General features: G+C 71.1%; 18 protein-coding genes. 9 read left to right on the top strand and 9 right to left on the bottom strand.

Annotation, left to right across the window (positions count from 1 at the left end):
• Positions 1-119 precede the first annotated feature (119 nt).
• The 4 genes from ehuA to ehuB are packed head-to-tail and all read right to left on the bottom strand — an operon-like array spanning position 120 to position 3,229.
• Positions 120-890 carry an ectoine/hydroxyectoine ABC transporter ATP-binding protein EhuA gene (gene ehuA, locus ABZU99_RS28770; RefSeq protein ID WP_356049032.1) on the bottom strand — a complete coding sequence of 257 codons (771 nt, stop codon included), beginning with the start codon at positions 888-890 and terminating at the stop codon, positions 120-122.
• Between the two features lie 22 nt (positions 891-912).
• A complete protein-coding gene (gene ehuD, locus ABZU99_RS28765) occupies positions 913-1,563 on the bottom strand; it encodes an ectoine/hydroxyectoine ABC transporter permease subunit EhuD (RefSeq protein WP_355946088.1) in 651 nt (216 codons plus the stop codon).
• Positions 1,560-2,309, bottom strand: coding sequence for an ectoine/hydroxyectoine ABC transporter permease subunit EhuC (gene ehuC, locus ABZU99_RS28760; RefSeq protein WP_355946091.1), 750 nt, complete (start codon positions 2,307-2,309; stop codon positions 1,560-1,562). Before ehuC ends, ehuD begins: the two co-directional genes overlap by 4 nt.
• Positions 2,306-3,229 (bottom strand): ectoine/hydroxyectoine ABC transporter substrate-binding protein EhuB, encoded by a 924-nt coding sequence (gene ehuB, locus ABZU99_RS28755; protein WP_355946094.1) that lies wholly within the window; start codon positions 3,227-3,229, stop codon positions 2,306-2,308. Before ehuB ends, ehuC begins: the two co-directional genes overlap by 4 nt.
• Before the next feature lie 118 nt (positions 3,230-3,347).
• On the opposite strand from ehuB, the gene ABZU99_RS28750 reads away from it, so the two are divergent.
• Positions 3,348-3,857, top strand: coding sequence for a DUF3830 family protein (locus ABZU99_RS28750; protein WP_356049022.1), 510 nt, complete (start codon positions 3,348-3,350; stop codon positions 3,855-3,857).
• A 48-nt stretch (positions 3,858-3,905) separates the two neighbouring features.
• Here the strand turns inward: ABZU99_RS28750 and ABZU99_RS28745 are convergent, their stop codons facing one another.
• Together ABZU99_RS28745 and ABZU99_RS28740 are read right to left on the bottom strand one after the other, a co-directional pair.
• The gene (locus tag ABZU99_RS28745) at positions 3,906-5,321 is read right to left on the bottom strand and encodes an amidase (protein ID WP_356049021.1); all 1,416 of its coding nucleotides are present in this window, start codon (positions 5,319-5,321) and stop codon (positions 3,906-3,908) included.
• A 24-nt stretch (positions 5,322-5,345) separates the two neighbouring features.
• Complete coding sequence (locus tag ABZU99_RS28740; protein WP_355946102.1) at positions 5,346-6,293, bottom strand: D-2-hydroxyacid dehydrogenase; 948 nt, start codon at positions 6,291-6,293, stop codon at positions 5,346-5,348.
• A 206-nt stretch (positions 6,294-6,499) separates the two neighbouring features.
• On the opposite strand from ABZU99_RS28740, the gene ABZU99_RS28735 reads away from it, so the two are divergent.
• From ABZU99_RS28735 to ABZU99_RS28710, 6 genes are all read left to right on the top strand, one after another.
• Complete coding sequence (locus tag ABZU99_RS28735; protein ID WP_355946105.1) at positions 6,500-7,474, top strand: decarboxylase; 975 nt, start codon at positions 6,500-6,502, stop codon at positions 7,472-7,474.
• Positions 7,475-7,598: 124 nt separating this feature from the next.
• A complete protein-coding gene (locus ABZU99_RS28730; protein ID WP_356049020.1) occupies positions 7,599-8,348 on the top strand; it encodes a decarboxylase in 750 nt (249 codons plus the stop codon).
• Between the two features lie 85 nt (positions 8,349-8,433).
• A complete protein-coding gene (locus ABZU99_RS28725) occupies positions 8,434-9,666 on the top strand; it encodes an EfeM/EfeO family lipoprotein (protein WP_356049019.1) in 1,233 nt (410 codons plus the stop codon).
• Positions 9,663-10,883 (top strand): iron uptake transporter deferrochelatase/peroxidase subunit, encoded by a 1,221-nt coding sequence (gene efeB / locus ABZU99_RS28720; RefSeq protein WP_356049018.1) that lies wholly within the window; start codon positions 9,663-9,665, stop codon positions 10,881-10,883. The genes ABZU99_RS28725 and efeB overlap by 4 nt, the downstream gene beginning before the upstream one ends.
• 167 nt (positions 10,884-11,050) lie before the next feature.
• Positions 11,051-12,925, top strand: coding sequence for an alkaline phosphatase family protein (locus ABZU99_RS28715; RefSeq protein WP_355946115.1), 1,875 nt, complete (start codon positions 11,051-11,053; stop codon positions 12,923-12,925).
• 73 nt (positions 12,926-12,998) lie between these two features.
• The gene (locus ABZU99_RS28710) at positions 12,999-14,165 is read left to right on the top strand and encodes an LLM class flavin-dependent oxidoreductase (RefSeq protein WP_356049016.1); all 1,167 of its coding nucleotides are present in this window, start codon (positions 12,999-13,001) and stop codon (positions 14,163-14,165) included.
• Between the two features lie 132 nt (positions 14,166-14,297).
• Here ABZU99_RS28710 and ABZU99_RS28705 read toward each other — a convergent pair whose 3' ends face one another.
• Positions 14,298-16,025 (bottom strand): EAL domain-containing protein, encoded by a 1,728-nt coding sequence (locus tag ABZU99_RS28705; protein ID WP_356049031.1) that lies wholly within the window; start codon positions 16,023-16,025, stop codon positions 14,298-14,300.
• 580 nt (positions 16,026-16,605) lie between these two features.
• On the opposite strand from ABZU99_RS28705, the gene ABZU99_RS28700 reads away from it, so the two are divergent.
• Both ABZU99_RS28700 and ABZU99_RS28695 read left to right on the top strand, forming a co-directional pair.
• Positions 16,606-17,874, top strand: a complete 1,269-nt coding sequence (locus ABZU99_RS28700; RefSeq protein ID WP_356049014.1) for a M6 family metalloprotease domain-containing protein — start codon at positions 16,606-16,608, stop codon at positions 17,872-17,874.
• A 128-nt stretch (positions 17,875-18,002) separates the two neighbouring features.
• Entirely contained in the window at positions 18,003-18,608 is a 606-nt protein-coding gene (locus ABZU99_RS28695; RefSeq protein WP_355946388.1) for a response regulator transcription factor, read from the top strand.
• 75 nt (positions 18,609-18,683) lie between these two features.
• Here ABZU99_RS28695 and ABZU99_RS28690 read toward each other — a convergent pair whose 3' ends face one another.
• On the bottom strand, positions 18,684-19,928 hold the full coding sequence (locus ABZU99_RS28690) for a histidine kinase (protein ID WP_355946122.1): 1,245 nt from the start codon (positions 19,926-19,928) through the stop codon (positions 18,684-18,686).
• Between the two features lie 131 nt (positions 19,929-20,059).
• A complete protein-coding gene (locus ABZU99_RS28685) occupies positions 20,060-22,387 on the bottom strand; it encodes a TOMM precursor leader peptide-binding protein (protein ID WP_356049012.1) in 2,328 nt (775 codons plus the stop codon).
• Between the last annotated feature and the right edge of the window lie 7 nt (positions 22,388-22,394).

Below are 22,394 nucleotides of genomic sequence, written 5' to 3'. Positions count from 1 at the left end.
TGACCATATTGTCGCCGTGCTTCGCCCGGCTCAGCAGCGGTGTATCACCCTGGCATATGCCATGAGCATGCCCCCGCCGACTCGGCGGGGGCAATCGCCCGATCAGGGGGGCCGGCGGCCTAGAGAACAGCGCTCAGGAACTCCCGGGTGCGCTCGTGCTCCGGCTCCGTGAAGATCTTCTCCGGCGGCCCGGACTCGATGACCCGGCCCGCGTCGAACATCAGCACGTCGTCGGAGATGTCTCGCGCGAAGTTCATCTCATGGGTGACGCAGAGCATGGTGATGTCCGTGGTGTGAGCGATGTCACGCAGCACGTCCAGCACCCCGGCCACCAGCTCCGGGTCCAGCGCCGAGGTCACCTCGTCCAGCAGCAGCACCTGCGGCCGCATCGCCAGCGCCCGTGCGATCGCCACCCGCTGCTGCTGTCCGCCGGACAGCTGCGTGGGGTACGCGTCGTATCTGTCCCCGAGGCCGACCAGGTCGAGCAGCTCCCGCGCCCGCGTCTCGGCCTCGTCCTTGTCCAGGCCCAGCACGTGCACCGGGGCCTCGGTGATGTTCCGCAGCACCCGCATGTTGGGGAAGAGGTTGAACTGCTGGAAGACCATGCCGATCTTCTTGCGGACCTCACGGGTGTGCTTCTCACCCGACGGGACCAGCTTGCCGCCCTTGTCCTCATGGGTGAGGTAGTCCCCGTCGACCTTGATCGTGCCCTCGTCCGGGCTGATCAGGGTCATCAGCAGCCGCAGGATCGTGGTCTTGCCCGATCCCGAGGGGCCGATGAGGGTGACGTGCTTGCCGGAGGACACCGAGAAGTCGAGGTTGTCCAGGACCGTGTTGCTGCCGAAGCGCTTGGTCACCCAGTCGAATCGGATCAGTTCACTGCCGTCCACGGCAGGGTTCGTGTGGTCGGTTTCAGTGGCCAAGACGACGCTCCAGGGCTCGCATCAGAAGGGAAGCCGGGTAGGCGATGAGAATGAAGGCGATGCCGACCATCGTGTAGGGCTCGATGTACTGGAAGGACGACGCGCCTTCCGCGCGCGCGTTCTGCAGCATGTCGACGACGCCGATCAGCGCGAGCATCGGGGAGTCCTTCAGCATCGCGATGACGTAGTTGCCCAGCGCGGGCACCACCCGGCGGATCGCCTGCGGCAGGATCACCGCGATCCAGGTACGGCCACGGGAGAGGCTGAGCGCGGTAGCCGCCTCCCACTGGCCCTTCGGTACACCGTCGATACCGGCCCGGTAGACCTCGGCGGTGTACGTCGAGTAGTGCAGACCGAGCGCGATCACCCCGGTGGTGAGCGCCGAGAACTTGATGTCCCAGGTCGGCAGCACGTAATAGAAGAAGAACAGCTGCACCAGCAGCGGGGTGTTGCGGATGAACTCCACCACCGCCGACACCGGCCAGCGGACGAAGCGGGTCGGCGAGCGGAAGACCATGGCCCACACCAGGCCGAGCGCGAACGCCAGGACCGAGCCCAGGGCCGTCGCCTCCAGGGTGATCAGCAGCCCATGGCCCAGCTCGGGGAGGAAGTCCTTGGCCACATCCCAGTTCCAGGTCACTGGGCACCTCCCGTGATGATGTTGGAGGACTGCTCGGTCTCCTGGCCGGCGGACAGCTTCCGGGTGACCAGCGGTCCCTGGCCCGTCGTGACCGGGCCCTGGCCGATGCCCGCCTTGGCGCGCCGCTCCAGCAGGCGCATCAGCCGGGTGAGGACGAAGGCCAGCACGAAGTAGAGGACCAGGATGATCGAGTAGATCTCCAGGCTGTCACCGGTCGCCAGCCGCGAGAGCTGGGCGGCGAAGGTGATGTCGGCGACGCTCACGGCGGAGACCAGAGCGGTCGCCTTCAACAGCTCGATCAGCAGATTGTTGAAGGGCGGGATCATCTCGGGTATCGCCTGCGGCAGGATCACCCGGCGCATCCGCTGCGCGGGGGTGAAACTGAGCGCGATGGCCGCCTCGCGCTGCGCCGGGGCGACGGCGGCGATCGCGCCGCGCACGATCTCGGATCCGTACGCCCCGTAGGTGAGGCCGAGGGCCAGCACCGCCGCCCACATCGGCACCAGCTGGTACCCGAAGGCCAGCGGCAGCACGAAGAACAGCCAGAACATCAGCACCAGGGCCGAGGTGCCGCGGAAGACCTCCACGTAGAAGCCCGTCAGAAAGCGGACGATCCACGGGCGGGAGGTGCGCGCGATACCGATGCCGAAGGCGACGACGGTGGCGAAGACCGCGCTGTACAGGGTGAGCTGGACCGTGATCCAGATGCCCGGAAGAAGCCAGTGTTCCCAGAGCCCGGCCGTCATGAGCACAGCTCCTTGGCCGTCAGATCGGTCATCTCTTCCTCCGTGAAGCCGAAGGGCCGCACGATGCGCAGCAGCTCGCCGCTCTTCTTCATCTTGTGCAGCTCGGCATTGAAAGCATCCCGGAGCTTCGTCTCCTCTGGGCGGAAGGCGAAGCCGCCCGCGCCGATGTCCGGTTTGCCGTCGACCATCGCCTGGAACGGCTCGGTGGCCTCGGCCCGCCGGCTGTTCCGCTGCTTCACCACGTTGTGGACGGTCACGGTCGTGCCCGCGAAGACATCGGCCCGGCCCTGCTCCACCGCCAGCAGTCCGGCGAGCTGATCCGGCAGGATCAGCATGTCCTTCTGCTTGATTCCGACGGCCTCCGCGTACCCGATTTGCGCATAGGCGGTGCCGGTGGCCATTTTGGCCTTCTTCTTGGCGATGTCATCGTAATTGTGCAGGTTCTTCGGATTGCCCTTGCGCACGATGAACGCGTCACGCATGCGGTAGTCGGGATCGGAGAAGATCACCTGGGCGCACCGCTCGGGGTTGATGTACATCCCGGCGGACACCACGTCGAACTGTTGCGAGCGCAGGCCCGGGATCAGCGACCCGAACTCGGTCGGCACCGGCTGGACCTTCTCCACTCCCAGCCGCTTGAAGATCACCTTCGCGATCTCGGGTGCCTCGCCGGTGAAGTCGCCGTTCTTGTCGATATAGCCGAATGGGATCTCCCCCGCGATTCCCAGCCGGACCGTGCCCTGCGACTTCAGCCGCTCCAGCAGATTGCCCCCCTCCTTGGCATCGGAGCCGGACACCCGGCTGCAGCCGACCGCGCCCAGCAGGCCCAGGGCCGCACCGCCGGCGAGGAGCGATCGCCGATTTGGTCCTCTTTTGGTGTTTTCTCTACTTTTGATGTCATTCCCACGTGGTGGCGCCATGGGCGCGTGACTACCCGAACGCTCGGAAAATATGCGGACCGTTTCCAGCCCTTGACGCAGGCGATGCTGGGTATGCCCCTACGAAGGACTGGTTCCGAAGCGACCCGGAGGAATGTCGATGGTTGACCGAGCCGACCGGTTCATCGAGGTCTCGCTCGACAAGCGTGGGGTGACCTGTACGGCCAAACTCCTCGACGACCGCGCGCCGATCACCTGTGAGGCGGTCTGGAACGCGCTGCCGCTGGGGGGCGATGTCTATCACGCGAAGTACGCGCGCAACGAGATCTACGCGCTGCTGCCGCCCTTCGCCCCCGAAGAACCCCCGCTGGAGAACCCGACGATCACCCCCATCCCCGGCGACCTGTGCTATTTCACCTTCTCGGACACCCAGCTCGGTACGAAGTCGTACGGGTACGAGGCGGCGGCCAAGCACCAGGGGCGGCGTCAGGTCGTCGATCTCGCACTCTTCTACGAGCGGAACAATCTACTGATCAACGGTGACGCGGGCTGGGTCCCGGGCATCGTCTGGGGCCAGGTCGTCGACGGCCTCGACCGGATGGCCGACGCCTGCCAGGACCTGTGGCGGGCCGGGGCGCTGGGGGAGACCCTGAACTTCCGCCGGGCCTGACGCGCCGCCGGACGGGCCCGGCGCGGCCCGTCCGGCGCTCCGCGCCTTTCAAGCGGCCGGCGGCCGTACCCCGTCCGCCACGCCCGCCTCGTACAGCGCGTGCGCGGCCCGCAGTACGAGCGCGTCCGCGTGCCGCGCCCCGACCAGCTGCACCCCGATCGGCAGGCCCTCGGCCGACAGCCCGCACGGCACCGACGCGGCCGGCTGCTGGGTCATGTTGAAGGGGTAGGTGAACGGCGTCCAGCCCGTCCACCGGGTGTGCTCCGACCCCTTCGGCACCTCGACCCCCGCCTCGAACGCGGTGATCGGCATCGTCGGCGTCACCAGCAGGTCGTACGCGGAGTGGAACCGCCCCATGGCCTGGCCGAGCGCCATACGGACGTCCACGGCCGCCAGATAGTCCAGCGCGCTGTACGCGGCCCCCTGGGCGCAGATCTCGCGCAGCCCCGGGTCCAGCAGCTCCCACCGCTCCTGTCCCAGCGGCTGCACCACCCGCGCGGCACCGCTGAACCACAGGGTGTGGAAGGCCTCCACCGGGTCCTCGATCCCCGGGTCGATCTGCTCGACCACCGCGCCCAGTTCCTCCAGCAGGCCCACCGCCCGCCGTACCGCGGCGGCCACCTCCGGGTCGACCGCGGCCGAGCCGCCGAGCGCCGGACTGTAGGCGACGCGCAGCCCGTCCACCGACCCGCCGCCCGCCGTGATCCCCTCGCGGAAACCTTCGCCGGCAGGGGCCATTTGCGACCAGTCGCGCCAGTCCGGACCGCAGATGACGTCCATGAGGAGCGCGGCATCCGCCGCGTCCCGGGTCATCGGCCCCACATGGGCCAGCGTCCCGAAGGCGCTCGCGGGATACAGCGGAACCCTCCCATAGGTGGGTTTCAACGCGAAGATGCCACAGAAGGACGCCGGGATTCGGACCGAGCCCCCGCCGTCCGTCCCCAGGCTCAGCGGACCCGCGCCCAGCGCGACCGCCGCCGCGCTGCCGCCGCTGGAGCCGCCCGCGGTACGCTGCGGGTCGTACGGATTGCCGGTCACGCCGTGGAGCGGGCTGTCCGTGACGCCCTTCCAGCCGAACTCCGGGGTCGTCGTCTTTCCCACGAACACCGCACCGTGCTCCCGCAGCCGGGCCACCGAGGGCGCGTCCTCGTCCCACGCCTGCCCCTCGGCCGCCACGGTCCGCGAACCGCGCAGCGTGGGGGCGCCGCTCAGCAGCAGGATGTCCTTCACCGACACCGGCACGCCGTCCACCAGCCCCGCAGGCTCGCCGCGCCGCCATCGCTCGGCGGACTCCTCCGCCTGCCGCAGCGCGCCCTCGGCGTCCACTCGGGTGAAGGCGTTGACCTCCGGCTGGATCTGCTCGACCCGGTGGAGCACGGCGCGGGTCGCCTCGACGGGGGAGAGATCGCCGGAGGCGTACCCCGCCACGAGTTGAACAGCTGTCAGGTCGTGCATGTCGGTCATCCGGCTCTCCGTTCAGACGTGCGATCAGTCCACGGGTACGTAGCCCAGGCGTTTGTCGACCACGTTGAGCAGTGGCTTGCCCGCTTCCCAGCGGTCGTAGTTGTCCTCGAACTGCTCGGCGAGGTGGTCACGCCAGCCGACGGTGTCGCCGCTCATATGGGGCGAGACGAACAGCCCCGGCACATCCCACAGGGGGTCGTCGGCGGCCAGCGGCTCATGCTCGAAGACATCCAGCGCCGCACCGCCGATCCGCCGCGCGACCAGGGCCGCGGTCAGGTCCTTCTCGACGACCAGCGGGCCGCGGCCGACGTTGATGAACCGCGCGGTGGACTTCATCGCCTCGAAGGCGCTCCGGTCGAACATGCCGCGCGTGGCGCCGGTGAGCGGCGCGGCGCACACCACCCAGTCGGCCTTCGAGAGCAGCTCGGGCAGCTCGTCGCCGCCGTGCACGTCCTTCCGCGCGGTGCGCCCCACCAGGTCGACCACCACGCCGAGCGCGGCCAGGGTGGAGCCGATCGCCCGGCCGATGGGGCCCGCGCCGACGACGACCGCGCGGCTCCCGGCCAGCCGCATCGTCTCCCGGTGCTGCCAGCGACGCTGCCGCTGGAGCTCCCAACTGCCGCGGAAGTCCTTGGCCATGGCGATGACCAGGCCCGCTACATATTCGGCGATCGGCTGTTCGAAGACGCCGCGCGCGTTGGTCAGCACCGTGTCGGACGCGGTGAGTTCGGGGGACAGCAGCCGGTCCACCCCCGCGCTCGCGGTGTGCACCCAGCGGGGCCGGGGACCCTTGCCGGGCCAGGCGTCGCGGACCGCGTCGGAGGTGAAGTCCCAGACCAGGAGCACATCCGCGGCGGGCAGCAGCTCGGGCAGTGCATCCGCGTCGCAGACCAGGACCTTGGCCCGGCCGGCCAGCCGGTCCAGACGGATGGGCGGTTGATCGCCGAAGACGACAACAGTGGGTTCGGACATAGGCGGGAAACCGTTTCGAAACGTGAGTGGGTTTGGCTGGGCAGAGTCCGGGCAGGCGCCTTGGTTTGAGGATTGACCACGCTAGGCAGCGGAAACTACCGTCGTCAACAACGGCATCTGTCCCGGCGTCCCCGGCATTAGGCCGGTGTATCTCTCTGTATCCCTGGCCAATGGTCCAGTCCCTCCGTTCTGCATTGGGGCTCGATATGGACGTCTCTTTTTTGGGTGGTCCCCTGCCGCAGCGCGGCGTGGGGGTGGTCGCACCGTTCGACTTCGCGCTCGACCGGGAGCTGTGGCGCTGGGTGCCGGACGAGGTCTCCTTGCACCTCACCCGTACCCCGTTCGTGCCGGTCGAGGTGAGCCTCGACCTGGCCCGGCTCGTGAGCGAGCACGAGACCTTGCACGAGGCGGTGCGGGCACTGAGCGCCGTCGCCCCCCAGGTGGTGACGTACGCCTGCACCTCGGGCAGCTTCGTCGGTGGCGTGGCCGGCGAGCGCGCCATGTGCGCGGCGATGGCCCAGGCGGGTGAACTTCCGTCGCTGACCACCTCGGGCGCGCTGCTGGAGGCGCTGCGGGAGATCGGCGCGCGGCGGATCGCCGTGGTCACGCCGTACACCCGGTCGGTGACCGACTCGCTGGAGGATTACCTCGGCGAGGCCGGGATGACCGTCACCGGGCGGGCCTACCTCGGACTGACCCGGCACATCTGGAAGGTGCCGTACCGCGATGTGGTCGACATGGCGCGACAGGCGGTGGTCGGGGCGACCGACGCGCTCTTCATCAGCTGTACCAACCTGCCGACCTACGACGTGATTCCGCAGCTGGAGGCGGAGTTGCGGATGCCCGTGCTGTCCGCCAACCAGGTGACGATGTGGGCGGCGCTGCGGGCCATCGGCGCTCAGGCCGTGGGCCCCTACCAGGCGCTGCTGGACCCGGCCGCCCGGTCCGGCCCGGCGGGGATGGCGGCGTGGCCGGCCATCGGTTCCGGCCGGGGGCCGGCGGTGGACCCCATCGTCGAATCGGTGGTCGACTCCATGGCCGGTGAGCCCGAGGCGGCGCTGGCCGGGGCCCCGTCACCGGGGCCGGACGGGGATCCGGGCGACGGGATGGACCCGGGATTCGGGCCAGGAATCGGGGAGGGCCCGTATCTGGAGGATCCGGGAGGCCCGTCGGCGTTGTGAGTCGAACTGCGTCGTTGTGAGTACAACTGCCGGGCGGGAGCGGAACCCGCAGGGCGGCCGCGGTGTATGAGAAGTGACAGTGCGTGGGGCGGCGCTCGCGGGCGCCGCCGGTAAGGAGGCAGTCATGGTGGACACGACGCGGCCGGCCCCGGACACGGTGGGCTTTCTCTACCCGGGATATTCCGCGGAGGACGACTATCCCCGGCTGGAGGGCATCCTGGGCGGCGGCGTCCGGCTTCCCCTGGTCCACACCGACATCGGCGAGGACGCCCACCGGGTCGGCGCCCTGCTGGAGATGGGGTCGGCGGCGCGGCTCGCGTCCGGGGTCGCCGAGCTCGCGGAGCGCGGGGCGCAGGCCGTCGTCTGGGCCTGCACCAGCGCCAGCTTCGTCTTCGGCTGGGACGGCGCCCGGGACCAGGTGCGCGAGCTGAGCGAGACGGCCGGGCTGCCCGCCTCCAGCACCTCCTTCGCCTTCGCTCATGCGGTGCGGGCGCTGGGCGCCGAGCGGGTCGCCATCGCGGCGACCTATCCGGAGGATGTCGCCGAGCACTTCAGGGCCTTTCTGAAGGCGGCGGGTGCGGAAGTGGTCTCCACGCGCGGCAGCGGCATCATCACGGCCGCCGAGGTCGGCACCTGGGGCCGGGAGGAGGTGCTGCATCTCGCCCGCACCGGGGACCACCCCGAGGCGCAGGCGGTGCTCCTTCCGGACACGGCCCTGCACACCGCGGCCTGGCTGCCCGATCTGGAGGCGGAGCTGGGCAAGCCGGTGCTCACCGCCAACCAGGTCACGGTCTGGGAGGGGCTGCGGCTGTTGGGCCGTGAGCCGTTCCATGACCGGCTGGGCACGCTCTTCAGCGGCGGAGGCGGCTGGTGACGGGTCGGTAAAGCGCGGTTGAATTCCAGCTTTCTCTTTCCTCACCGGTGCGTTCCGCTTGCCGGACGGTGTCTACCATGCAGCCGTGCGTCGCGTTCACCTCTCCCTCCTCCGGCCGTCATTCCGTCAGCTGCTCGTCGCCGGGGCAGTGACGGCGGCCGCGGCCATCGGGGTCGGCGCGCTGACCGTCGGCCAGAGACCGTCCGGCGGCCATCGCACCAAGGCTTCGGCCCGCCCCTCGGACGGGCTTCGGCATACCTCGGTCGAGGTCTCCGAGGGCGGCTGTGGCCGTGGCTGGACCCATCCGCGCCGTGGCAAGCAGGTCTTCGAGCTGCGGAACACCTCCAGCAGGGCGGCCGAGGTCTATCTCACCGATCCGGCCGGCGGCGCCGTCTACGGAGAGGTGGAGGGCCTGGGCCCAGGCACCAGCCGGCCGCTGCGGGTCACGCTCGGCGGGGGGTCCTACGCGTTTCGCTGCGCACCCGACGACGCGGGCGCGGTCACCGGCCCGACCGTCACCGTGGCCGGACCCGCGCGCGGCGGCGGGCCGTCCGCCCGCCCGGTCACCCAGCAGGATCTGATCCCGCCGACGATCGCCTACCAGAAGTGGGTCCAGGGCCGGATGGGCGAGCTGGTGCGGAAGACCGACGCGCTGCGCTCGGCCGTCCGCGACGGCGATCTGGCCGGGGCCCGCGCGGCCTGGCTGCCCGCCCATCTGGTGTACGAGCGGCTGGGCGCCGCCTATGGCGCCTTCGGCGACGCCGACGGGGCGATCAACGGCACCGCGGCGGGGCTGTCCGGCGGCGTCCGGGACCCGGACTTCACCGGCTTCCACCGCCTCGAGTACGGCCTGTGGCACGGCGAGTCGGCGAGCGCCCTGCGCCCGGTCGCCGACCGGCTCGCCAAGGACGTCCGCAAGCTGCGGGACGACTGGCCCGCGCAGCGGATGGACCCGGCCGACCTGGGCCTGCGGGCGCACGAGATCATGGAGAACACCGTGCAGCTCGAGCTGACCGGCCGCACCGACTACGGCAGCGGCACCAATGTGGCCACCGCCCGCGCCAATCTGGACGGCACCCGGGCCGTGCTGCGCCGTCTGGACCCGGTGCTGGCGTCCCGCGACCCCGGGCTGCCGGAGCTGAGGACCTGGCTGGAGCGCACCCGGCACACCCTGGACGGTGCGCACCACGGGGACCACTGGACCCCGGTGGAGAAGCTGGGCCGCACGGGGCGCCAGAAGCTGAACGCCGACATGGGCGCCCTGGTGGAGCGGCTGGCCGAGGTGGCGGCGCTGACGGACATACGGAGGACCCGGTGAGCGAGGTGCTGCGACGGGGTTTTCTGCGCGGCGCGGCGGCGGGCACGGTCGGCGCGGTGGCGGGCGCCGCCGCGGTCCCGGCCGCGGCGCGGCCGGGCGGGAGTCAGGAGGCGCCCGCCCGTGTCCCCTTCCATGGCGCCCATCAGGCCGGCATCCTCACCCCGCCCCAGCGGGCGACCGCGTTCATCGCCTTCGACGCCACGGCCGTAGACCGTAAGGAGCTGGCCGATGCGTTCCGTACCCTCACCGAGCGCTGCCGGTTCCTCACCGCCGGCGGCACCCCGGACCCGGCCGGGATCACCGCCCCGCCCGTCGACTCCGGCACCCTGGGCCCGCAGGTGGCCGCGGACCGGCTGACGGCGACGGTCGGCGTGGGCGCCTCGCTCTTCGACGAGCGGTACGGGCTGAAGGACCGCCTACCGCGGCGGCTGCGCACGATGCCGTCGTTCCCGGACGACGATCTCGACCCCGACTGGTGCCATGGCGATCTGAGCCTCCAGCTCTGCGCGGAGAACACGGACACGGTCCTGCACGCCCTGCGCGATATCGCCCGGCACACCCGGGGCGCGCTCCAGGCGCGCTGGCGCATGGACGGCTTCGTCAGCCCGCCGCGCCCCTCCGGCACCCCGCGCAACCACATGGGGTTCAAGGACGGCACCGCCAACCCGGATACCGGTGACCGGCGCCTGATGGGCCGTCTGGTGTGGACGGGCGCCCACTCCGGTGAGCCGGGCTGGGCGGCCGGCGGCAGCTATCAGGTCATCCGGCTGATCCGGATGCTGGTGGAGTTCTGGGACCGGGTGTCGATCACCGAGCAGGAGCGGATGCTCGGCCGCAGCCGGGAGTCGGGCGCACCGCTGGACGGGCAGCACGAGTTCGACACCCCGCGGTACGCACAGGACCCCAAGGGTGACGTCATCCCGCTGGACAGCCATGTTCGGCGGGCCAATCCGCGTACCGCGCGCAGCGAGGATGAGCGCATACTGCGCCGCGCGTACAACTACGACCGGGGAATGGACAGCAACGGCAATCTCGACATGGGCCTGATGTTCTGCTGCTACCAGCGGGATCTGGCGCGTCAGTTCGAGACGGTGCAGAGGCGGTTGGCGGGTGAGCCGCTGGTCGACTACATCACCCCCTTCGGCGGCGGCTATTTCTACGCGCTGCCCGGCGCCAGGGACCGTAGCGACTGGCTGGGACGGACCCTTCTGTCCTGATCAGCGCCGAGTGTCACACCAGCGCCCGGTCAAGAACGCCTCAAGAGTTGCTTGTGTTTCTCTGACCCCCTGTTCACCCGGCAGCCTCCATGGATTCCATCGGAGAGTCCGGCCCGTGCCACAGGATCGGGCGCAGGCGTGAGAAGCGAATCATGTGGAGGCATGGGATGGGCGGCACAGCGGAGTCCGCGGGGGACAGGCGGCGGAGCCGGGCCATGCGCTGGGGCGCCCTGGCGGGCGCCGCGGCGCTGGCGACGGTGGGCGGGGTGGCGCCCGCGTGGGCCGCGCCCGCGCGGCACGGGCCGGACACCGCGACCCCGGTGAAGCATCTGGTGGTGCTCTTCGACGAGAACGTCTCGTTCGACCACTACTTCGCCACCTACCCGAAGGCCGCGAACACCGATGGCACCAGGTTCACGCCCGCCAAGGACACCCCGAAGAACATCGACACCCTGGCACACGCGGGTCTGCTGAAGAAGAACCCCAATCTCTACAAGCCCAAGCGGCTCCGCAGCGACCAGGCCATGACCTGCGACCAGAACCACGACTACGGCGCCGAGCAGTACGCGGCCCATGGCGGCAAGGCCGACAAGTACGTCGAGAACACCGAGGTCAGCAAGTGCAGCGGGCTGTTCGGCGAGCCCGGTCTGGTGATGGACTACTACGACGGCAACACGGTCACCGGGCTGTGGAACTACGCCCAGCACTACGCGCTGGGCGACCGTTCGTTCAGCTCCGCCTACGGCCCCTCGACCCCCGGCGCCGTGGAACTGATCTCCGGCCAGACCCATGGGGTGGTCTCGACGGACCCCAAGTCCTCCACCGAGAATCCGGTCCAGACCGACAAGCCCGATCCGTACGCGGTGGCCTCACCGGATGCCAAGGGCGTCGGCACCATGATCAGCGACCCGGATCCGGCCTTCGACGACTGCTCCGACAAGGACCACACCAGCAGCGACGCCCTGGCCCGGCTCAAGGGCCGGAACATCGGCGATCTGCTCAACGCCAAGGGCGTGACCTGGGGCTGGTTCCAGGGCGGCTTCCGCCCCAGCACCATCTGGGACGGCAAGCAGGGCCACTACGCCAAGTGCTCCGGCACCACCCACAAGAACGTCGGCGGCGCGGCGTCCGTGGACTACAGCCCGCACCACGCCCCCTTCCAGTACTACAAGTCCACGGCCAATCCGCATCACCTTCCGCCGAGGAGCGTCCATGAGATCGGCCGGAACGGTCAGGCCAACCACAACTACGACCTGACCGACTTCCACGCCGCGCTCAAGACCGGCCGTCTTCCGGCCGTCAGCTTTCTGAAGGCCGCCGAGTACCAGGACGGCCACGCGGGCTACTCCGACCCGATCGACGAGCAGCACTTCCTGGTTCGGCAGATCAACGCGATCCAGAAGTCGCCGCAGTGGAAGGACACGGCGATCGTCGTCGCGTACGACGACAGCGACGGCTGGTACGACCACGCGTACGCCAAGCCCCTCAACGGGTCGAAGGATTCCACGGCCGGCTCCGACGGCAGGGCCACCGACAGCCCCGCCTGCCAGTCCGGACCGAGGCCCCAGGGTGGTTACCAGGACCGCTGTGGCCCCGGCACCCGTCAGCCGCTGCTGGTGATCTCGCCGTACAGCAAGGCCGACAAGGTCGACCACACCCGGACCGAGCAGACGTCGATCACCCGTTTCATCGAGGACAACTGGCGCACCGGCCGGATCGGTGACGCCTCCTTCGACGCCCGGGCGAACACCCTGTCCGGCATGTTCGACTTCCGGCACCCGAACAACACCCAGGTGCTGCTGAAGCCCGACGGCTCGGTCGCCTCGGTGCACAAGGCCGGGCACTACACGACCTCGGCCCTGGCCGCCAACGCCCCGATCGTGAACGCGCTGACCCCTCGGCGCCTCGCCGCGACCGGCGGCTCCTCCGCCCTGCCGATGGGCTCCTCCGCCCTGCCGATCGGCCTCGCGGCCGGTGTGCTGGTGATGGGCGGCGCCTGCACGGCGCTGGTCCTCCACCGTCGCCGTACGGGTCGGGAATAAAGCGGAGTCATTCTCCGGTTGCAGGTTGTGGGTGCATGCAGAGCGACCGAACCGACCAGGGAGGCGGGCCACCGTGGCCGATGAGCAGGACCGGCGAGACGACCAGCGCGACACCATCAGGGCGAAGCCCCTCGGCAGCGCACCGGTGCCGCTGTCGGTGCTGGATCTGGCGACCGTCGGCAGCGGGCAGACCGCCGCACAGGCGCTGCGGACCACCACCGAGCTGGCCAAGCTCACCGAGCGCCGCGGATTCCAGCGGTTCTGGGTCGCCGAGCACCACTCCATGCCCGGTGTCGCCAGCTCCTCCCCGGCCGTGATCCTCGCCTATCTCGCCGCGAACACCGAGCGGATCCGGCTCGGCTCGGGCGGGGTGATGCTCCCCAACCACGCGCCGCTGGTCATCGCCGAGCAGTTCGGCACGCTGGAGGCGCTCGCCCCTGGCCGGGTGGACCTCGGCCTGGGGCGCGCACCCGGGACCGACGGCGCCACGGCCGCCGCGCTGCGCCGCACCGACCGGCTGCGCGAGGGCGCGGACGACTTCCCGGAGCAGCTCGCCGAGCTGATCCGGTTCCTCGACGACGAGTTCCCCGACGGCCATCGCTACGGTCGCATCCACGCGGTGCCGGGGCCGGTGCAGGGCACCGCGCCCGGTGGGGTGCAGTCCGCCGGCCGGCCCTCGATCTGGCTGCTGGGGTCCAGCGGCTTCAGCGCCCGGCTCGCCGGGATGCTCGGCCTGCCGTTCTCCTTCGCCCACCACTTCTCCGCGGCGAACACGATCCCCGCGCTCGATCTCTACCGCGAGAGCTTCCGCCCGTCCGCCGTGCTGGACCGGCCGTATGCCTCGATCGGTGTCTCGGCGTTCGCCTCCGAGGACGAGAAGGAGGCGGACCGCCAGGTGCTCACCGGCGCGCTGTCCATGGTCCGGCTGCGCACCGGCCGCCCCGGCCTGGTCCCGACCCCCGAGGAGGCCGAGGCCCATGCGTTCGGCGAGATGGAGCGCGACTTCGTGAGCAGCTGGCTCGCGAATGTCGTCCACGGGACGCCGGACGAGGTCCGCGAGGGGCTCGACGGGCTGATCAAGCGGACCGGGGTGGACGAAATCAAGATCACGACCACCGTGCACAGCGGCGAGGCCCGGCTGCGCTCGTACGAGCTGATCGCGGACGCCTACGGGCTGCCGACCACACCGGCACAGGAGTCGCAGGCACAGGAGTCGCAGGCAGAGAAGCCGCAGGCGTAGCGGCGGCCAGGGCGCGGGGCGGACCGGATTCCTCAGCGGATGCGGTGAAGTTTGCCGCTGATCCCTCGCCGTTCGGCCTGGCCGAGGGCTTGGACGCCGAGAAGGATCAGCACGTGACTTCGCCGTAACCGCTTAGGTGGGCGCCGGAGAGGCGGCGATCATCGCCTGGATCCGGTCCGGCGGCACCGGGCGGGAGTAGAACCACCCCTGCCCCGTGTCACAGCCGATCCGGCCCAGCCGCTCCGCCTGCTCCGCGCTCTCCACGCACTCCGCCGTCACCGTGAGGCCCAGCCGGTGCGCGAGCTGCACCAGCGCCTCGACGATCGTCTCATCGGCCGGATTCGGATGTTCCGCCGTCCGGAATCCCTGGACGAACGATCCGTCGAGCTTGAGCGTGGAGACCGGCAGCCGGCTCAGATAGGCGAGGTTGGAGTAGCCGGTTCCGAAGTCGTCGATGGCGATGGCCACCCCCATGTCGCTGAGCCGCTGGAGCGCCTGGAGCGGACGGCCCGCCGAGCCCATCACCGCCGACTCGGTCAGTTCCAGCTGCAGCAGGTGCGGCGGCAGCCCCGTCTCCGCGAGGATCGCGCCGACGTCGGCGACCAGATCGGAGTCCCACACCTGGCGGACCGCCACATTGACGCTGACCACGATGGGGTGCGTCGGATGCGCCAGCTGCCAGGCGCGGGCCTGGCGGCAGGCGGTCCGCAGCACCCAGCGCCCGAGCGGCACGATCGCGCCGTTCTCCTCGGCCAGCGGGATGAACCGATTCGGCGACAGCCGGCCGAACTGCGGATGATCCCAGCGCACCAGGGCCTCCACGCCCCGTACCACCCCGTCGACCAGCCCCACCAGCGGCTGGTAGTCCAGGACGAACTCCTCCCGCTCGACCGCCGGACGCAGCGTGCTGGACAGCGCCTGCCGGGTCATCCGGTGGGCGTTGCGCTCCGGGTCGAACAGGGTCCAGCGCGCCTTGCCGTCCTCCTTGGCCCAGTACAGCGTGGTGTCCGCGGCCTGCATCAGCCAGGTGGTGTGGGTGCCGGCCGCGGGCCGCTCCACCACGCCGATGCTCGCCGACACCGCCAGCCGCTGCCCGCCCACGTCGAACGGCGGCTGCAGCGCCGCCAGTACGGCGCGGGCGAGCTCGCACAGCTGCTCGGTGCCGGTGGAGTTGCGGACCAGCAGGGCGAACTCGTCGCCGCCGAGCCGCGCCACCAGATGGCCGTCGGGCGCGGCGCATTCGGTGAGCCGCTGGGCGACCGCGCCCAGCAGCCGGTCGCCGACCCGGTGCCCGAGGGTGTCATTGACCGCCTTGAAGCCGTCGAGGTCGAGATAGCACAGCCCGATCCGGCCGGTGCCCTCGCGGTCGTAGGTGGCCGACTCCAGCGCCGAGGCCAGCCGCTCGAAGAAGAGATTGCGGTTGGGCAGCCGGGTCACCGGATCGTGCATCTGGAGGTGGCGCAGCCGGCCCTGGAGATCCCGCCGGTCGCTGATGTCCGCCATCGACAGCAGCAGGGAGCGGCTGCCCGGGGCGGACTCGACGGTGATCTCGGCCCAGAGCGCATGGCCGTCGGTGCGCTGGAGGCGGCGGGTGCAGCACAGCCGCGCGCGCCGGCCGCGCAGCACATCGCGGTACTCGCTCCAGGTGCGCGGATCCTCGCGCAGATGGGCCAGATCCGCCGCGCTGCGGGCGGCCAGCAGCGCCGGATCCGTGCCGAGCAGGTCGCCGAGCGCGGGGTTGGCGTCCAGCACGCTGCCCTCGCGGTCGACGACGGCCATGGCCAGGCGCGCGGCGTTGAAGGCGGCGCGATAGTCGCTCGGCGCGGCCTCCCGGGGCGGGGTGGCCGCGACGGCCGACAGGAGGGCGGCCGGCGGGGCGGCGCCTTGGGGCGCGGGGGCCGGGGATGCGGCGCCCGGGGGCGCGTCGGGGGCGGACGAAGGTGCGCCCGCGCCCTCCGAGAGGGGTGGAGCGCTGGGCGTCGCATGACGCTCAGTGATCGTCGGCAGCGTCGCGCCGGGCGCGCGGCCCTGCCCGTCGGGGATTCCGCTCACCGCTCGCTCCCGCGTGGCGTTGGTCTTGTCTGCTTGTCGAGGTTTCTCGTCCACGTCTTGCGCATGTCTCACACCGGGTGCCGGGCAGGCCGTAAGTGCCCGCCTGAGGAGGGAATCCCCGCTGGAAGTGTGGAGATCATAGAGGCTCGCACTCCGGGCATTCCATCGACGTCATCGCGCTCACCGCCGCTCATCGCCGTCTTGACAACGGGTTCGGTCATATCTGTTCGCCTGTGCCCGGGCCAACTGCCCGTCTGACCGAATGTGACCGTCTGTTACGTACCCGCATCGCGGCCGGTTCACTCGACCGGTCCAGCCGAACAGGGCGTACCGCGCCGATCCGGCCCAGGGTGGAGTGGGTGTTCCGCCTACCCCCCGGGAGGTCGACATGGTGCGTCCTCATGGACCTGAGGGGGTGCACCGCCCGCCCCGGCTGCGTCGTACCGGGGCGGTACTGACCTCGTTGACCGCGATGATCGCGACGACCGTGGTGGCGGGCCCCGCGGTCGCGGCCGGCCCGGGCGGCCCCTGCGACCTCGAGCGCACCGGTGCGCATCACTCCGAGGGCCTGGACACCTGGAACTCCCGCTATCCCCGCCCGGCCCGCGCACTCGACGCGGCCATGGTCTTCCTGTCCTTCCCGGACGCAAAGCCCCGGGTGACCCCCGCCCAGCTGGCGGCCGACCACACCCCCGCCACCGCCGACTTCTTCAAACGGGCCTCCTACGGGACATTCGCGCTGCGGGTGCATCCGCGGAAGCGCTGGCTCACCATGCCCCGGCCCTCCACCGCCTACGCCATACAGCGCGACTGGAACTCCGGGCGGCGTGCCGCGTATCTGCGCGACGCCATCGCCGCCGCCGATCCGCAGGTGGACTTCAGCCGCTACGACCTCGTCTATCTGGTCGCCGACCCCGACGCCCCGGGTGTCGACGCCGACGCGACCAAAGTGGTCAACTTCGAAAAGCCGATCCGGGCCGACGGTATTGATCTGCGCCGTCTGGTGACCGTTTTCGAGCACCACCCGCCGGACCGCAATGTTCTGGCGCATGAGACCGGCCATGTCTTCGATCTGCCCGACCTCTACCACCGGCCCAAGGGCGGCGACAGCAACGGCGACTGGGACACCCATGTCGGCGACTGGGACCTGATGGGCAGCCAGTTCGGCATGGCCCCCGACCCCTTCGGCTGGCACAAGTGGAAGCTCGGCTGGCTCAGTTCGCACCAGGTCGCCTGCGACCGCGACACCGGCCCGCGCACGTACACCCTCCAGCCCCTCGGCGCGCCCATGGCGGCGGGCGATCCCGCCGCCGACTCCCGTACCCGGCTGGTGGTCGTCCGCACCGGCCCCACCAGCGCGCTGGCCATCGAGGCGCGCGGCGCCTACGGCAATGACGCCGGGACCTGCACCCAGGGCGTGCTGGTCTACCACGTGCGCAACGACAAGGCCTCGGGCGACGGTCCCGTCCAGGTGGTGGACGGCCACCCCGCCACCTCCGCCTGCTGGAACGAGTCGGTCTACCCGGCGCTCGCCGACGCCCCGCTCGGCGTCGGGGACAGCCTGTCGGTCAAGGAGGACGCCGTACGGGTGACCGTCACCGGACGGACGGGTGACGGCGGCTGGACGGTCCAGGTAACCCGGCGGGCGCACACGTGATCCAGCGGATACGGGTAAAGGGACGCGTGTTCGACAGGGAGAATCCATCGGGAAATCGTGGAACGGTCAAGGAAATCCGGGGAATAATCGACGCGGGGGACAACGGGGCGGAACAGCAGGGGGACGACATGATCCGGGTGCTCATCGCCGAAGACATGCACATGCTGCGCAAGGCACTGGTCGCCCTGCTGGAATTCGAACCGGATATCGATATCGTGGCCGAGTTCTCCAGTGGTGCCGATATTGTGCCGCGCGCCCGGGAACTCCGCCCGGATGTCGCGGTTCTCGACATCGATCTGCCCGGCATGGACGGGCTGACCGCGGCCGCGGAGCTGCACACCGCCGTACCCGAATGCCGCACCATGGTGCTCACCAGCCTCGGCCGCCCCGGGAATCTGCGTCGGGCCCTGGCCGCCCATGTCTCGGGATTCCTGCTGAAGGACAGCAGCCCGGACAAGCTGTGCGATGCCATCCGCGCGGCCGCCAAGGGCGAGCGGGTGATCGACCCCCAGCTCGCGCTGGCCGCTCTGGACGACGGCCCGCAGCCGCTGACCGCGCGTGAACTGGAGGTGCTGCGGCTGGCATCCGAGGGGGAGGAGTCGGCCCAGATCGCGGCCACCCTGTTTCTGTCGGTGGGGACGGTGCGCAACTATCTGACGTCCGTCGTGACCAAGCTGAACGCCCGTAACCGGGTCGACGCCGTCCGTATCGCCCGTGAGGCGGGCTGGATCTGAGCGGCTGACGGTCCGGCCGGCGGCCGATCCGCCCGGCGGCCGATCCGCCCGGCGGCGGGCCGGGCGGCGTCCGGGTCACGCCGTCACGGCAGGACCCGGTCCGTACTTCTCCTCCGCGCCGCGCGCCCGTCTGCCCGGCTGCGGGTCCCCCTTGTCGAGCGACAGCTCCAGCTCCGCCAGCAGCTCGAACCAGCCGTCGGGCCGCATCCCCGCCCGCAGCCGCCCGCCGAGACTCTCCAGCCGGACCTTGAGGTTGCCGATCCCGCTGCCGCCGTCCGTACTGTCGGCGCGCAGGATCGTGGAGCCCTTGCCCACCCCGTCGTTGACGAGGGTCAGCCGCACCCGGCGCCCGCTCCGCCGCGCCACGATCGCACAGTGCTCGGCCTGGCTGTGGCGCAGCACATTGGTCAGCCCCTCGCGCAGCACGCTCGCGAGTACGGTGTCCACCAGCTCGGGCAGCTTGCCGCAGTCGATGTCCGCCGTGGCACTGATCCCCGCCGCGGCCAGCATCGATCTCGCGGTCTCCGCCTCCGCGGACAGGGACATCGTGCGGTATCCGCTGGCCACTGCCCGTACGTCGGCGAGCGCCTGGCGGGACGTCTGCAGGATCTCCGCCAGCTCCTGCTGGGCCCGGGAGTTCTGCCGCGGCACCAGCCGGTGCACCAGCTCACACTTGAGGGTGATGGTGGAGAGGCTGTAGCCGAGCAGGTCGTGGACGTCCCGGGAGAACCGCAGCCGCTCCTGGGCGACCGCCAGCCGGGCCAGCTCGGCCCGTGACCGGGAGACCTCGGCGACCAGTCCGGACAGCCGGGAGAGGCCGAAGACCACCAGACCGGTCAGCGCCGTGGAGACCGTGGTGTACCAGACCTTGCCCCATCCGAAGCCGACCTGGAACAGCAGCACATCGTTGCACAGCAGGACGGTGCCGAACACCGACCAGGCCAGCGCCGGAGGCAGCACCAGAAGGGCCGAGCCCGCGAGGAATCCCGGCATGCCCAGCCACGCCTGCTTGAAGATCGCGAACGGCAGAAAGGTCAGCAGCGCCTGCGACGCCAGCGTCCAGTGGGGGGCCTTGCCGAGGCGGGGCGCGAGAGCGGGGAAGGAGTGCGTCAGCTGGAGGCCGAGCAGCATCGCCATCGGCAGCAGCGCCAGCGCCATCGCCCTGCCGGAGGGGTGGGCGTCGACCACATACGTCACCGCGACACAGAAGTAGCCCAGGAGCACCGCCACCGTGATGACCACGGCCAGGCGCGGCGCCAGGTTCTCGTAATGGCGCGGGCGGTTGTCGCCGGCCTCGTCAGGAAAGAGGCTCCTCTGCACTCGTCCTCCGGATGGTCGGGCCGGATTGGGCGGCTTGCCCGAGAGTATCCGATCTACACCGCACCTGGAGAGGGAGCGTAGAGCGCCGATGCGGTGCCGGGCGTTACGAGGTATCACCGGGGACCAGGGGATCACAAGAAGAGAGGAATCGGGTTGAGGCTCTGATAGGGCGTGGGGGCGGTCAGCCGGCCCAGGGCCACGGGGGCATCGAAGAGACGGCCGGGTGCGAAACGTGGCCGGTGCGGGCGCAGTCCGGGGACGAGCACTTTCGCGACGGGCAGTCCGACATCCGGCCGGGTCTGGTCCAGGACCAGCAGTTCCATACCGCGTCGGCGGACCGCCTCCCGTATGGAGGATATCGAGCGGCGATGCCCCGGCGGTCTGGGTATGTCCAGGGCGGGGGCGGCCGGATCCGGCGTCAGGTAGGGCTGGTTGGCCGTGGTGGCGGTACGGAACCAGCGCAGCGCCTCGGGATCGCCCGCGCCGTGGCCCCCGCCGTCCGCGTGGGCCTCGACCACCGCCGGAAGCATCTGGTTGAGCTCGGCGAACGCATGGCTCAGCGCGGTGTGCCGGTCGAAATGGGCGCCGAATCCGAGCGTGATGTCCTCGGCGGGCTTGTCGATGCGGCGGGAGACCGCGGCGACCACCGGAATGCCGAAGTCCGTGGTGAGGTCCAGCGCCCACACCTCGCGCCCCAGCTCCTGGTGCACAGCGCGCGATTGGGCGATCCAGGGGTCCTCGACGGCGTCCAGGGCGACGCCGGGCTGACGGGTGCGGTTGTACCACCACAGGGCGACCGCGTCCCGCTCCACGAGCTCCAGAAAGCCCCGCACCACCGCGTCCTCCAGGGTGGAGCCCGCCGCCGCGCCGTTGGAGTCGGCCCGGCAGTAGCGCCTCCCCTCGGGCTGCGGGGCGCCGTAGTACAGCAACGCGGTGGGCAGCAACCGGTGCCGCTCGGCGGTGAGCGACCACACCGGAGTCCAGTCCAGCTCCGCGCCCTCGTCGAACGGATCGTGGATCCGGTGGCGCGCGGGGGTGGTCCGGTCCCGGAACTGGCGGGCGTCGAAGAGCTGGACGGTGTCCGGGTGGACGGCGTCGGCCGGATCCAGATCGCGGTAGCGGGCGCGCTGCCGCGGCTCGTCCCCCTGGAAGTGGCCGCTGTAGTGCTCCAGGGCCTCGCACAGGGCTCCCGCCCGCGCCTGTTCGGCCGTCCGGCCCTTGCCGTGGGCGGCGGCGCCCAGCCCGCCCCGCAGGGCGCCCAGCCCGCCCATGAGGTCGGCTCCGATGTACGAGGGGTGGCGCGCATGGAAGCAGTTGAGGAAGGCGGGGCCGCGGGGGTCGCGGCGGATCTCGGTGATCAGCCCGGTGACGGGGTCGACCAGATGTCCGTAGCGCTCCATGATCCGGCGGGGTGAGGTGCCGACCGCGACCGGTCCGCGCCTCACCGGCAGGGCCAACGGAGCCCGCACCCGTGCCGCGACCAGATCCGGATCGCCGCATCCGGGGCACTGCGGCCGGCGGGACAGCGGATGGCGCTCCACGGTGGCGGTGAGGCTGTCCAGGGTGGACAGGGCCTGCTGGCCCGGGTGCCGGTGCCCGGCGAGCCACTTGGCCGCCTCCAGAGCGGCGAGTTGCAGGGCGGCGGCACGGCTCGCGGGCAGCGAGGCGGGCGGCCGCGGCACCGGCCCGGAGCGGCCCAGCCTGCGCTGGAGATACGCCTCGGCCTGGCGTCCGCGCCACAGCCGGTCGGCCAGACAGGACCAGCACGGGTCGTCGGGGCCGCCGAGGAACGGGCCCAGCCACGCCTGGGTGCCCATCGGTTTGACGGGCAGCCAGCGGCGGCCGCAGGCGCGGTGTTCACGGTCGATCGCGGCGAGCCGGGGGTCGAGATAGTCGTCGCACACCACCAGGGTGAGGCCGGCGGCGGCCTGTTGACATGCTCCCGCAGCGCATATCGCACCGCGGAGATCTCCGTCCGGAGGAGCCCGGCGCTCGTCAGCCTCCTCCTCGAACGGCGTCCGCAGCCCGGCCGCCCGCAGCGCCCGACGGGTCTCCTCCGGGTCGGTGGAACCGAGGGTCAGCGAGGCCACGGAGGCGGCGGCGGGGACCGACGGGGCAGCGGCCCGGCCGCCCGCGGCACTCAGCCCGGCGAGCTCCCAGTACGCCTCCTCGGGGTCCGGGACCCCGGCGCGCCCGCGCTCGGAGACCAGCCCCGCCTCGCGCAGCCGGGCGATGACGAGTTCGGCCCGGGCGGCGGGGACCGCGCTCGTCTGGTCGGCCGCGACGGCCGCCTCGGCGAGGATGCGCGCGAGATCCCGGGAACCGTCGAGCAGTGGGGCGAGCGTGGCGATGGTCCGCCCGTGGAGCGCCGTGACGCCGTGCTCGGAGACGAGGTAGACGGCCTCGCCCGGCACCGGCTCGACCCGCAGGTGCGGGGTGAAGCCCAATTCGCCCGTCATCCGGCCG

This window comes from Streptomyces sp. NPDC005266 (assembly GCF_040607655.1).
GTDB lineage: Bacteria > Actinomycetota > Actinomycetes > Streptomycetales > Streptomycetaceae > Streptomyces.
The sequence above is the reverse complement of the archived record's forward strand: the minus strand, read 5'-3'. Positions and strand labels throughout refer to the sequence as shown.

Excerpts from the sequence above, each read along its gene's own strand:
- ABZU99_RS28685 (WP_356049012.1), bottom strand. The coding sequence starts at position 22,387 with ATGACGGGCGAATTGGGCTTCACCCCGCACCTGCGGGTCGAGCCGGTG.
- ABZU99_RS28745 (WP_356049021.1), bottom strand. The coding sequence starts at position 5,321 with ATGACCGACATGCACGACCTGACAGCTGTTCAACTCGTGGCGGGGTAC.
- ehuB (WP_355946094.1), bottom strand. The coding sequence starts at position 3,229 with ATGGCGCCACCACGTGGGAATGACATCAAAAGTAGAGAAAACACCAAA.
- ehuC (WP_355946091.1), bottom strand. The coding sequence starts at position 2,309 with ATGACGGCCGGGCTCTGGGAACACTGGCTTCTTCCGGGCATCTGGATC.
- ABZU99_RS28750 (WP_356049022.1), top strand. The coding sequence starts at position 3,348 with ATGGTTGACCGAGCCGACCGGTTCATCGAGGTCTCGCTCGACAAGCGT.
- ABZU99_RS28740 (WP_355946102.1), bottom strand. The coding sequence starts at position 6,293 with ATGTCCGAACCCACTGTTGTCGTCTTCGGCGATCAACCGCCCATCCGT.
- ABZU99_RS28730 (WP_356049020.1), top strand. The coding sequence starts at position 7,599 with ATGGTGGACACGACGCGGCCGGCCCCGGACACGGTGGGCTTTCTCTAC.
- ABZU99_RS28695 (WP_355946388.1), top strand. The coding sequence starts at position 18,003 with ATGATCCGGGTGCTCATCGCCGAAGACATGCACATGCTGCGCAAGGCA.
- ABZU99_RS28735 (WP_355946105.1), top strand. The coding sequence starts at position 6,500 with ATGGACGTCTCTTTTTTGGGTGGTCCCCTGCCGCAGCGCGGCGTGGGG.
- ABZU99_RS28715 (WP_355946115.1), top strand. The coding sequence starts at position 11,051 with ATGGGCGGCACAGCGGAGTCCGCGGGGGACAGGCGGCGGAGCCGGGCC.
- ABZU99_RS28700 (WP_356049014.1), top strand. The coding sequence starts at position 16,606 with ATGGTGCGTCCTCATGGACCTGAGGGGGTGCACCGCCCGCCCCGGCTG.